The organism is Mesorhizobium sp. M7A.F.Ca.US.011.01.1.1 (genome assembly GCF_003998295.1).
Taxonomy (GTDB): Bacteria; Pseudomonadota; Alphaproteobacteria; order Rhizobiales; family Rhizobiaceae; genus Mesorhizobium.
The window spans coordinates 1-11,536 of record NZ_RZRT01000099.1 but is presented as its reverse complement, the minus strand read 5'-3'; the positions used below and the strand labels follow the sequence as shown (position 1 = coordinate 11,536).

The following is an 11,536-nucleotide window of genomic DNA, read 5'->3' as shown; positions in this document are numbered from 1 at the left end:
CCGCCGCCGGCTACAACTTCTCCCTCCTGCTCAGGTGGCTGAAGGGGTTTTTGTCGCTCTTGATTGCCCTGCTTCAAATCCGGCCGAAGCCGGTCGCCGCTTAGGGCTCGGATTGTTCACGGTCGACTAGTGAGCACTCTCCAATATGTTAGGCTCTGTCGCAGTAGCGCAACAAGCTCAGTCTTTGGATGGGTGGTATGAGGATGAGACGACTGAATGTGTACAGGCTCAGTCTTTTTATCGAGGCTCTCGTTTTTGTCGTAAGCGCGTTCGGTGCGACGTGGCTTACCAGCTTTGTGAACGCGCCATGGTGGACATATGTGATTATAGCGGCCATCGCTATGGGCATGTTCGTCGCCGTGCGTGGGGTCCTTTCTGAGCCGCAACGTATGGGACTCTTGGCACACAACTCGGCAGCGACCTCTGCGTGAACCCAGACGCCTTGAAAATGTGCCCGATGCGTCCGGATTTTTGGCGGTGATCTTCATCAAATGCGATGAGCTGCAATTTCTGGCGACGGCCACGCTAAGGGCGGGCCTCCAGCACCATGTTGAACGGTGTCTCCGCGGCGCGACGCAATCGCTTGAAGCCGCCGCCGGTCACAACCTTGCGCAGCCTCGCCTCACCGGCCTGGGCTCCAAGCGCGAGCCCGACTTCCTGCGACACGGATGCGGGCGTGCACACGAAAGTGGAAGCGGCATAGTAAACGCGGCCGACGGGATTGAGGTTCGCCGCCAGATGATCATGCGCGAACGGCTCGACGATCATCCACGTGCCGTCCGGCTTGAGCGATCCGTGGACATGGGTGGCGGCGCCCGTCGGGTCGCCCATGTCGTGAAGGCAATCGAAGAATGTGACGAGGTCATAGGTTCCGGGATAGCTCTTGGCGGCCGCCACGTCGAACCGCGTGTTAACGCCGACGCCGGCTACCTCGGCCGCCTTGCGGGCGCGCTCAATCGAAGGGGCATGATAGTCGAAGCCGACGAAGCGCGAATTGGGGAAGGCCTGTGCCATGAGCACGGTCGATGCACCATGACCGCATCCAACATCCGCGACGTCCACGCCGCGTTCGAGCTTCTCGACGACGCCCTCCAAGGCCGGCAGCCAGGAGTCGATCAGATTGGCATTGTAGCCTGGACGGAAGAACCGTTCCGTACCGCGAAACAGACACGCGCTATGATCGTGCCACCCGACGCCCTTGCCGGACTGGAATGCCTGCCTCACCTTTTCTTCATCGAGCCACAGCGCGGACAGGAACTCGAATGCGCCTGCCATGAAGGCCGGGCTGTCTTCATCAGCGAACACCAGCTCTTGCTCGGCGTTGAGATAGAATTTGTCGCTCGCTTCATCGTAGTCGACGTAACCCGCCGCCGCCTGCCCGGAAAGCCATTCCCTTACGAGGCGTTCCTGGGTGCCGGTGCGTGTCGAAAGTTCGGCGGCCGTCATCTTGCCGCCTTCGCGCAATGCCTTGAACAGGCCGAGTCTGTCCCCCAGCAGGACTCCCGCGCCCGTTGCGATCGCACCGAGATCGCCGACCATTTTCCCCAAGAATGCGTCCAACTTTTCCTGATTCGCTTCAGACATCTGAATCTCCCTTTGGGTTCAATCTCTCCAGGCGACGGAGCCGTGCTCGTCATGAGGCGCCTTGAGCATCAGATGCTCGAAGACATGCAGATATCCCCGGCGGCTCATTCCGCGCTGCCGATCCTGCACCAGACCATATGGGTGACGACCGGCGCGGTGGTCGGGAATGACAGCCACCTCCATGCCGTTGAAAAGCAGGAAATCCGTCACTTTGCCCTCGTCGGTAACCGGCGGAGCCGGAGTGGTCGTCACCAGGGCAAGCCCTGTTGCAGCAGGTATCCTTGGGCAGCCTGTCAGAACATCGATGACTCCGGTTGTGGTGCCGGGGTGGGCGATCAGGGGCCAAGTGATTGTTCCGCGGCGGCTGTATGTTGTGGTAAGGTGATCATGCGAACTCTTGTTGGTCGGTCACGTGTTTTGCGGATGACCCGCATGTACTGTGCCAAATGAGAAAACCATTCAAACGCAATCCAGTAGATCTGACTGTATCCGACATTGTCGGAATTTGGACATCGCCGAACGCGAAGCGCTCGGGGCTTGTGACGATACTTGAGCGTGCTGCTTCGGAGGAGGGATGAGCCTCGAACCGGCCGCGAGGCCTTTTTCTGGCAACGGATATTCCGGCCGGGTTAGGCCGCGAGGAAAGCGACGGTGAATAAGAGGTAGAGGACCAACCGTTTTGAGCGGGTAGTTGCCGTGTTGCGCCCCCAGGCAAAGGCCAGCACCACGGAGCAGTATTTCTGGTGGCGATACTACAACGCCTTTTAGTGCCGGTTACCCGTTTTTACCCAGTTGGCCTGGTGCATTCAGAGCGAGCTCGTTGGAAACCGCTTATTGTGGCTATGAGCGAACTCGGGATGGAGGAGTGGACCCAAAAATTGGCAAAATGCCCCAGGGAGGATTACATGGGTCGCTCATTCCCCGTACTCGTTACAGGTGCGCGTCGCTTCGCAAACAGCTTGCTTTTGACTTGGCGTTTTTTGCCGTCTCGGCATCGCTCACTAATTCGGCCGCTGCCGACACCGTGAACTGGCGTCAATTCGAAGGGACCAGCATAACTTGGGCCTACGACATCCACCCCTATGCGGATGCTCTCGCTGCGCAATTTCCGGAGTTCGAGAAGCTGACCCGGCATCAAGGTCACGCCGGAACTCTACCCAGACGATTCTTACTGGAACAAGATGACGATCCAACTGACGACGAAGTCGCCAGCATGGGATGTGTTCGGCACTGGCATTCAGCCCGCGTAGGACCTCGCTCCGAGTGGCGCCCTGGAGCCGCTGGACAAATACCTGAGCGATTGGAAGCTTACCGATGCTGGATACGACTACATTACGTGGACATGATCAAGAAGTGCGCGGCTCCTTCCTTCGCGTCCGGCCGCAGCGCGATGACGATCGACTCAAATATGTTCGGCTTCTGGAACGATGTTGCGGGGAAGCCGGCATCCGGCAAGATCGCCTTCGCTCCGCCGCTGCACGCACCGAGCGCCACGAGCTTGGAGTCTGACATCTGGATCTGGGCTCTCGCCATGAACGCGGCTTCCGAAAAGAAGGGCACGGCCTGGCTGTTCATCCCGTGGGCCACCTCCAAGCAGGTGGCGCTCAAGGGTGCCCTTGCTGGCCAGCTCGTCAATCCGCCGCGCACGTCGACCTGGCAGACGACACCTGGACTAAGTACGCTTCGCAGCCCGAGTTCAACAACTTCGTTGACAGCTTCAAAAAGATACAGGACCAAGCCGCGCTGGCTTTCACACCGCGTGTCGGCTTCGGCGAAGCCATGAACGCATGGGCCGTGGCGATGCAGAAGATGGTAAACGGCGATGACGTCGAGACGACGTTGAGGGCGCTTGCCGAAGAAATCCGCACTGGCCTCTGATCAAAAGGAACAGGGCAGTACTATTGCACTGCCCTGTTCCCGCCAACGGCGGAGATCACGCCGTGTCACCCCAAGCACTTAAACCCAGCGTGCCGATGGCAGCCGAAGGACCTGGCGCGCGCGCCTCGTCCGGTTCGGCTTCGCTGGAGGGGCGTTCCATCGACTGTTTCAGCCTTGCAATCATCCAGGCGCTGGCCAAAAGCCAGATGGAGCGCCGGCTCAGGAACCGGCGCAAAAACTCGAGCCTGCCGGCGCTGATCGAGCTGGTGCTGGCGCGGCCGCTGGTGTCGGCAGGTCTGGTCGCGGCCGAGCTGAAAATTAGCCAGCGCGCTGCGCTCGGGCTGGTGCCGAACTCGGCATCCGTGAGGTGACCGGCAGGGGGCGCTACCGGGCGTGGGACCCCGTTTAGCTGCGGCGGGCTTTGGCGAAAGCGACAGCACTGATGATTTTTGCTGTACGCTCATTCTCCCTCATCTGCGCGTTGACAGAAAACCAGCAGGCGAGGGTCACAGCACGCTGTGCTCCCCGCGATTTCCGGAAAACCAATGAAAAACGACTTTGATCGATCGCGCGGGACGTATCATTCAACCATGTCGAGAACGGGCGTGACGGCACGTACACTATGGACCGAGAGAACTTTGTCTGGCGACTTTGCGCACGCTTGCAAAACTCTTCGGAAAACTTCCTTCTGTTGATCCAATGATCGTAATGAGCTGGAGTGGCATCGCCGCTCTCCTCGGTTCTTGCTCTCTCAGTTGAACTTGATGCTAGCCTGCACGAAAACGCCGTAGCGCTTTGCCTTCCAATCGTCGGCCTGCGGGGAACCACGACCGCCCATTGCCTCTTCGAAATGAGCGGTGCCGTTATTCGCCACGGCCGCAACACCGCCTCGAGCTGGACGCCATGCCCATCGCCGTCTTCGGGAATTAGCTTGATCTTGGGCGCATGTGGTGCTGCTCTTTGCCGTCGAGCCGCGTGAAGAGGAACGCCACGTCACCAGAAAGGCTGAGTCGCTCGGTGAGTTGCGTCTGCCCGGCCAAGCCGAGTCGCAGCGAATGCCAATCGTTGTCCTGGCTGAGAGGTTGACGTAGGTGGGACGGTTGGCACACAGGTTCCCCAGTTGGTCGCCTGCTGCGTGCAACCGAAAGCATCGTAGCTCTCGTGCCAGAAATTGTTGCCAACAAAAGCACCGATGCGGTAGCGCGGTGAGTTCAAGAAATTATATCCAAGATCGGCGGTGAAATAGCTGACGCCGCCCCCGCGCTGATCACTGAATGTGTTTGAGTAGCCCCCCATTTCCGTAAGAAGTCCTCGTCATGAGAAAATCCTCCCTGATGCCGCCCGCACCGAGGAGGCCTTTACGAAAATGCCAGTCGGATTGTGGACTCGAATGCGCGTCTAGATCGTCATAGGTGAGCCGCGAGACCAGTGACGTACCTTTATGATTGTAAAGTTCCTTCGATGCGTTGCCGGTACTGGCCAGTAACGTAGTCCACCCTCGAAGGAAAAGACTGAGGCCGCCGACCCGGCTACCGACGCCGACTCGCAATCACCGGCACTCGACGGCGGTTCGGAACTTCTCGGTGCCGCAGCGCCGGCCAAGCCGGACGGGCCCGGTGAAAAATTCGTCGTCGAGGGCAAGGCGCCCGCTGCTGCGCCCGGCCGCGCCGACGATTTTTCTTGGCCGCCAAGGCGGCAGCCTGCGGCCGGGGCCACAACCGAAACGACCACGGCGATCAGTCCGTAAGCTGCCCGGGGCAGCGGAAGGGCGGAAAGCGCCTTCAGGTGGCCGCACAAGTAGGGTCTCGAGACGGACTCAGCGCGGCAGCACGCTCGATCCCATCAGCGCCTCATCGATGGCGCGCGCCGCCTGGCGGCCCTCGCGGATCGCCCAGACGACCAGCGACTGGCCGCGCCGCACGTCGCCCGCCGCATAGAGCTTTTCGACGCTGGTCCTGTAGTCCCGGTCATTGGCCTCGACATTCTTCGAGCGGCGGCTGTCAATGGCGATCTTCATCTGGCCGGCCAGTTCCGACACCGGCCCGCGAGCGGCTGGCCCGGCAAAGCCGATGGCGATGAACGCGAGATCGGCGCGGATGACGAATTCGGTGCCGGCGATCGGCTTGCGCTTTTCGTCGACTTCGCAGCATTTGACCCCGGTCAGCTGGCCGTTTTCGCCGATGAATTCAAGCGTCGCCACCTGGAATTCGCGCTCGGCGCCTTCGGCCTGCGAGGATGACGTGCGCATCTTGGTCGCCCAGTATGGCCAGACCGACAGCTTGTCTTCCTTTTCCGGCGGCTGCGGCCGGATGTCGAGCTGGGTGACGCGCACCGCGCCCTGGCGGAAGGCGGTGCCGACGCAGTCGGAGGCAGTGTCGCCGCCGCCGACGACGACGACATGCTGGCCGCCGGCGAGGATCGGATGCGACGGCCACGCCACCGACTGGATCGGTTCGCCGCCGACACGCCTGTTCTGCTGCACCAGATAGGGCATCGCGTCATGCACGCCGCCGAGATCGTCGCCGGGAATGCCGGCCGCGCGCGGCGTTTCGGAACCGCCGCAATAAAGCACGGCGTCATGTTCGGCGAGCAGCTCGGCAACCGGCTTGTCGACGCCGACATTGACGCCGCAATGGAAGGTGACGCCCTCGCCCTGCATCTGCTCGATGCGCCGGTCGATATAGTGCTTCTCGATCTTGAAGTCGGGAATGCCGTAACGCATCAACCCGCCGGGCCGGCTCTCGCGCTCATAGACATGGACGTCGTGGCCGGCGCGGCCGAGCTGCTGGGCAGCCGACATGCCGGCCGGGCCGGAGCCGATGACGGCGACGCGCTTGCCGGTCTTCTTCTCCGGCGGATAGGGCCTGATATGGCCGGTCTCGTAAGCCTTGTCGGCGATCGCCTGCTCGACCGTCTTGATGGCGACGGGGATGTCCTCGAGGTTCAGCGTGCAGGCTTCCTCGCAAGGTGCGGGGCAGATGCGGCCGGTGAACTCCGGGAAATTGTTGGTCGAATGCAGGTTGCGGATCGCATTGTCCCAGTCGCCATTGTAGACGAGGTCGTTCCAGTCCGGGATCTGGTTGTGGATCGGGCAGCCCGTCGGCCCATGGCAGAACGGAATGCCGCAATCCATGCAGCGCGCGGCCTGTTTCTCGACCTCTTTGTCGGACATCGGCAGCGTGAATTCGCGGAAATGCCGGATGCGGTCGGAGGCCGGCTGGTACTTGTGCACCTGCCGGTCGATTTCGAGAAAGCCTGTTACCTTGCCCATAGTCCAGTTCCTGCTGTCCAGATGGTGCGCCTGGCGACGCCCTGCAGCTGGATCAGATGGGGCATCCCGTCCACACATGGGCCGCACCAAGTTGCCCAAAATTCGACTATGTACACTTGCCGGGCTCAAAGCTCGTGAGGGGCTCGCCATGCAGCCAGTTCTCGACTCTAATCGAAGGAGCCGGGGACTCCATCTGCAATACCACGTTGCGGTCCAAAGCTATTTCCAAAGGTTTCTGCACGAGCTGGTTTCCTCTCAGAGACGGCACACGGGTTCAGGGAGGAGCGCATCGCTCGTCTTGCCCCATTGAGTGCAGTCACAGTCACTCAGTCTCAAAAGCCATGCCAACGCGCTCAGCGCGCAGTTAGCGCCCATTGCTTCGAAAAACCTCGTCAGTGCCCAGATGTTGGTTGTAATGAACCTGACATTTGTCTGACGCTGTCAGCTTTTGGACACGCGATCACGCGCTTCGTGCCGCCAGATGGCCAGGCCGAGCCCTGTGTTGCCAGCGGTCGCTTCGATGATTGTACCGCCCCGCGCGTGCCACGCTGTTCGGCATTAACGATCATCGACAACGCAATGCGATCCTTGATCGATCCGCCGGGATTCTGGCTTTCGATCTTGACGAAGCGACGACACCTGCCGGTATCGAATCTCTTCAGTTCGACGACCGGCGTCTCCCCAATCAGATCGAGCACTGACAAATGGCGGACGCAGGCGAGAGGACGCCTTTGTCGACGGTCGGCGGAACATCTCGAGGCTCATGCGGCTGCGGTCTCCAGAATGTCGGCATAGTGCCGTTGCGCAATATCGGGATGCGAGCGCAGTCGGCTCTTCAGCAGTTGCGGAACAGGGGATTGTCGGGGTCGCTGGCGGGGCACCCGCTTCGGCAGCCAGTTCAGGCGGCAGGTCAAGAAACCGTATGTCGGCATCAAGCCGCGCGCCGAAGAAGAAGGGAATAGAAACAGTGCCCTTCGAAAGACCCAGGGCGACGGAAATCATTGCATCGGGCGAGTTCATGCGCCTGAAGCAGCGCTGGCTGCAACTGCTTCATAGCGACAGGCGGGCGGAGACTCTAGCGGGGCTTTCGCCGCTTGGTTGATTGAGGCTCTCGACGAAGCCACTAAGATTCGGCGGCCGATAATAGCTTGCTGCTCATTGGGACGCCGACCAACGCCGGGATTGAGAAAGGCAACCCTGCCCCACAAGGCGGGTGTCACACGTGCGGTGCGTCCGCTCGTCGCGCCGGATGGTCTTTGAGACCTGGGTTCACGGCTATTCAGATGCACCCCTGTCGGCTTTTCGGTGCAGGCCGCCAGGCGGCGTGTTGCAGCAGCGGTAATTAGTTTGAGAGCGTGCGAGCACGGGCTGCATAGTGAGATCATTTGCCGGCGTGGGGACCAAGGTGTGGCGCAGCCTTAGAGAACTCAACACCGAGACCGGAGCAACGGAGACGGCTCTTTCGTCGAGACAGTTTAATTGGAAGGCCGAGAAGCACCGGCTGGGTAGCGTCACGCCGCATCATTCTTTGCGGAGCTGGAGCGCGCGGGATCGCTGGAGCGGCTGGTGAAAGCGGTTGCCGGGGCGCACGCCAACAACAACACGTGAGCTGGCGCCTCGTGTGGCAAAAGGAGGGGGCGAGAGCCCATGGCCTGCAATGAAGCGATCAAGCATTGCGATCGTGGAACCAAGCTGCCTAGTCGACCATCCGGACCGCGGCCTTCAAGCCAGCTCGCCTTGGAATCGGCCTTCCAGGAATCACCGTCAAGGCCGACTCACGACCTTTTCGCCATGAGCCGCGAAGAGGGCATTCCGCCGGAAGCCGATGGCTGCCTTCTCTCGTTCATCGACGGCTATGTGGTGAGCGGCCATGTGCCGGTCGGCACGGTCAACAAGCTCTTGACCGAGCGGCCCGACATCAAAGGGCATGACGCTGCCCGGCATGCCGATGGGCTCCCCCGGCATGAGTGGCACGAAGGAAGCGCCCTTCGAGATTCTCGAAATCCGAAAGTCTGACGCGACCGGCGGCATCTACGCCACGGAATAGGAGGCTTCGATGATGGAATGCATGAGCGGCATGATGATGTTCGGCACGGGCCTGGTGTGGCTGCTTGTCGTCGTCGTGCTCGTCCTCGGGACGGCCGCGCTGATCAAATACCTGTTCTCCAGCGGCGGCAAAGGAGAAGGGCGTCGGTCCTCTTATCGATGCGTGGCCGCGGCAGGCCTCGGATTGGTCTGGACATTGCCTTGGCTCGCCAACCGGATGGCCGCGCCCCGGCCGCGGCGATAGCGCTAGGCAAGACGGTTTTAGCCAGGCGAAGGTCAGCGCGATTGGAAAGCCCGCTGCCTTCGGGACGCATGCCGGCGCCGGGACCGGCCGCGGTCGTCGGCGGCGGCTACCAGAGCGACATGCCGGGCTTCGGGAATGTCCTCACCGACGAGGAGATCCGGGCCGTTCTGGCCTTCATCAAAAGCACATGGCCCGAGCGGGAACGCGCCTATCAGGCAGATGAGCCGCCGGGAGCGGGAGCAGACACAGTGAGACCAATCCTAGCCGCGGAGCCCTCGAACGCCCCCAACCGGAATGCATTGTCCATGAAAGCGAAACCGTCGCTTGCGATTCAATTTCTGGCGCTGATCCTCGGGACCTCCGCGCTGGCCCACCATCCGGGCGCCGATCTCGACAAGATGAGGGACAGCGCGGAGAGGTTCTTCCAGGCGATCGACGAGCAGGCCGCGCCGCCTTTCGAACTGGCCGACGCGGACGGAAGGGCCGTCCGCCTTCCGATCTCTCCGACAAGATCGTGGTGCTCTACTTCATGACGAGGTAACCTTGGAAGAAGAAGGCGACGGCCACTGGCGGCAGGATGGCAAGCACGCTGGCCGCAAAAAGCGGCCCATACTCATAGAAGCGGGCCGGTTCTGTCGCAAATCGTGCTTTTGGCCACAACTGGACGCTTTCGCGCGCTTATGGACCAGCTCACATGACAGGGCTCGACGTGCCCCGGGGTGGCGCCCTACTTCCACGCTCGCACTGTCACACTCCCGCCGAAAGGCGGGTTTAGTGAGTTATGGCAGTGACTGTGCCACCAGTCCAAACGTCGAGTTTCGCGGCAACTTCGACGCTTTCCTTAGCTGACTTGCCCAAAACCAGCGCGGCCAAAGCATACTGCTTGCCGCTCCCGATGGCATAATATTCACCTTTCACGGGATCACTTGGCAGCCAATTGCCGTCCAACAATACGGCTTCCCCATTTTTGCGCACTATCAGCGCCTCAAATTCAAAATTGTCGTCGTTGCGCGGCACAGGAATATCAGAAACATCCATGCCCTTCTCAACCCAGTCTCGAACGGCCTTTGGAATACCCAAGGACGAAGAGGAAACGCCGATGAGTGTGCCGTCGCATAAGCGAAACACCTTCGTTTTCTCACCGACGGATACTGAGTCAAAACCCAAGGCTCGGCCGTCGCCAGCCATGGTTCCGTTCCTGTAAGCTATTGTTGTCATTGGCACCCTTCTATCGCTGCATCAAACTTCAGGACCTTGCGCATGTCCCCTGTGTCAAGGTCACTGACCGACGGCCTATTTGCCTGATACACGATACAGGCTGCGCTCCTTGAGTTCGCGCACGGGTGGCCGTCATCTTGCCGCCTTCGCGCAATGCCTTGAACAGGCCGAGTCTGTCCCCCAGCGGGAATGACAACCACCTCCATGTCGTTGAAACGCAGGAAATCCGTCACTTTGCCTCGTCGGTAACGGGCGGAGCCGGAGCGGTCGTCACCGGGCAAGCGCGGTCGCAGTAGGTATCCTGGGCAGCCCGTCAGACATGGATGGCTTCGGTTGTGTCATGCGACTTCTTGTTGGTCGGTCACGTGTTTCCGGATAACCAGCATGCGCTGTGCCAAATGAGAAAACCATTTAAAGTCAATCCAGCAGATCTGACTGTATTCCGACATTGTCGGAAATTGGACATCGCCGAACGCGGGCGCTCGGGGCTTGTGATGATACTTGGGCGTGCTGCTTCGGAGGAGGGATGCGCCTCGTACCGGCCGCGAAGCCTTCCTGCATTTAAGGCGCCAGATCAATTGAACGCGATGCCGGGCAGCGTCGCAGCGGCTAAGCCAGCCACTCGCATTGCTCCCTGACAGGATGGTGCCGATCCTGCTGAGATCGCATGCTGGCGCGACGTTGCTTTGCGGCCACCGTCGCGCCTGCCCGTGAACTGTTCGCGCCTGTGCTCATGCTCGCCTTGACACCCTCGATGGGTCCATCCGGGATGGTCAACCATCCGGAACATAGCGGGCAGGCGGGCATCTTCACCAGCAGTCTCTGTGTCGCTCTCGTGGCGGCAAACAAGATCGAGGCTGGCGGGGTGATGATCAACGGTCCTCGAACCATCGATTTTGATCGCGGTGGCCGTTCAGTGCGTTCAAGCACGAGGCGCCGTTAGACGGCACCGCAGCATCATAGCGAAGTGCCATGCAGGACGACTCCCTGCAGCATCGTCTCGCGCAGCCAAACACTTGCCGGATCACTGTTGTGAACGGCCGGGCGTTTGACGGCCTGTGACGCGAAAAGGCAACGGAAGATCTAGCATTTATGGGGGAAATGTTTTTTCGGAGTGCTTGACCCGCAGGAAGGGCAGGGCATGACTGCCTATCGCCCGACCCGGCAAGGCCGCACTCATGACCGGCTGGGCTCGGTTAATCCTGCATGCCGCGCCCATGAGGTTACTTGTCCGGAGTGCGTCGAGCACAACGAGGAGATGTAGTTCACGATCTTTGAAAAGCGTGGTCAACCAT

General features: G+C 60.7%; 7 protein-coding genes and 7 pseudogenes. 6 read left to right on the top strand and 8 right to left on the bottom strand.

What is annotated here, in order from left to right:
• Window positions 1-525 precede the first annotated feature (525 nt).
• Together EOA13_RS35475 and EOA13_RS35470 are read right to left on the bottom strand one after the other, a co-directional pair.
• Entirely contained in the window at window positions 526-1,584 is a 1,059-nt protein-coding gene (locus EOA13_RS35475; RefSeq protein WP_024504268.1) for a class I SAM-dependent methyltransferase, read from the bottom strand.
• Between the two features lie 57 nt (window positions 1,585-1,641).
• Window positions 1,642-1,863, bottom strand: a pseudogene (locus EOA13_RS35470) (insulinase family protein); the annotation flags it as partial.
• Between the two features lie 1,057 nt (window positions 1,864-2,920).
• Between EOA13_RS35470 and EOA13_RS39190 the strand changes: the two are divergent.
• The 3 genes and pseudogenes from EOA13_RS39190 to EOA13_RS39185 all read left to right on the top strand — a co-directional run.
• The gene (locus EOA13_RS39190) at window positions 2,921-3,367 is read left to right on the top strand and encodes an extracellular solute-binding protein (protein ID WP_236383562.1); all 447 of its coding nucleotides are present in this window, start codon (window positions 2,921-2,923) and stop codon (window positions 3,365-3,367) included.
• Between the two features lie 157 nt (window positions 3,368-3,524).
• Complete coding sequence (locus tag EOA13_RS39655) at window positions 3,525-3,833, top strand: helix-turn-helix domain-containing protein (RefSeq protein ID WP_236473435.1); 309 nt, start codon at window positions 3,525-3,527, stop codon at window positions 3,831-3,833.
• A gap of 1,181 nt (window positions 3,834-5,014) precedes the next feature.
• A pseudogene (locus EOA13_RS39185) lies at window positions 5,015-5,209 on the top strand (DUF459 domain-containing protein); the annotation flags it as partial.
• Window positions 5,210-5,278: 69 nt separating this feature from the next.
• On the opposite strand, the gene EOA13_RS35450 reads toward EOA13_RS39185, so the two are convergent.
• The 4 genes and pseudogenes from EOA13_RS35450 to EOA13_RS39180 form a co-directional block, all read right to left on the bottom strand.
• Window positions 5,279-6,733 carry a glutamate synthase subunit beta gene (locus EOA13_RS35450; protein ID WP_063169408.1) on the bottom strand — a complete coding sequence of 485 codons (1,455 nt, stop codon included), beginning with the start codon at window positions 6,731-6,733 and terminating at the stop codon, window positions 5,279-5,281.
• Between the two features lie 41 nt (window positions 6,734-6,774).
• Window positions 6,775-6,938, bottom strand: a pseudogene (locus tag EOA13_RS35445) (thioredoxin domain-containing protein); the annotation flags it as partial.
• A gap of 278 nt (window positions 6,939-7,216) precedes the next feature.
• Window positions 7,217-7,486: pseudogene (locus EOA13_RS35440) on the bottom strand (pyridoxal-phosphate dependent enzyme); the annotation flags it as partial.
• 8 nt (window positions 7,487-7,494) lie between these two features.
• Window positions 7,495-7,699, bottom strand: a pseudogene (locus tag EOA13_RS39180) (isopenicillin N synthase family oxygenase); the annotation flags it as partial.
• A gap of 801 nt (window positions 7,700-8,500) precedes the next feature.
• Between EOA13_RS39180 and EOA13_RS35430 the strand changes: the two are divergent.
• From EOA13_RS35430 to EOA13_RS39650, 3 genes and pseudogenes are all read left to right on the top strand, one after another.
• A pseudogene (locus tag EOA13_RS35430) lies at window positions 8,501-8,780 on the top strand (DUF411 domain-containing protein); the annotation flags it as partial.
• Window positions 8,781-8,789: 9 nt separating this feature from the next.
• Complete coding sequence (locus EOA13_RS39175; RefSeq protein WP_127312611.1) at window positions 8,790-9,023, top strand: hypothetical protein; 234 nt, start codon at window positions 8,790-8,792, stop codon at window positions 9,021-9,023.
• Window positions 9,024-9,064: 41 nt separating this feature from the next.
• Window positions 9,065-9,556, top strand: coding sequence for a cytochrome c (locus EOA13_RS39650; RefSeq protein ID WP_244514239.1), 492 nt, complete (start codon window positions 9,065-9,067; stop codon window positions 9,554-9,556).
• Window positions 9,557-9,794: 238 nt separating this feature from the next.
• On the opposite strand, the gene EOA13_RS35415 is transcribed toward EOA13_RS39650, so the two are convergent.
• Both EOA13_RS35415 and EOA13_RS39480 read right to left on the bottom strand, forming a co-directional pair.
• Window positions 9,795-10,211 carry a hypothetical protein gene (locus tag EOA13_RS35415; RefSeq protein ID WP_063169404.1) on the bottom strand — a complete coding sequence of 139 codons (417 nt, stop codon included), beginning with the start codon at window positions 10,209-10,211 and terminating at the stop codon, window positions 9,795-9,797.
• 1,120 nt (window positions 10,212-11,331) lie between these two features.
• A pseudogene (locus EOA13_RS39480) lies at window positions 11,332-11,536 on the bottom strand (hypothetical protein); the annotation flags it as partial.

Excerpts from the sequence above, each read along its gene's own strand:
- EOA13_RS35475 (WP_024504268.1), bottom strand. The coding sequence starts at position 1,584 with ATGTCTGAAGCGAATCAGGAAAAGTTGGACGCATTCTTGGGGAAAATG.
- EOA13_RS35450 (WP_063169408.1), bottom strand. The coding sequence starts at position 6,733 with ATGGGCAAGGTAACAGGCTTTCTCGAAATCGACCGGCAGGTGCACAAG.
- EOA13_RS39175 (WP_127312611.1), top strand. The coding sequence starts at position 8,790 with ATGATGGAATGCATGAGCGGCATGATGATGTTCGGCACGGGCCTGGTG.
- EOA13_RS35415 (WP_063169404.1), bottom strand. The coding sequence starts at position 10,211 with ATGGCTGGCGACGGCCGAGCCTTGGGTTTTGACTCAGTATCCGTCGGT.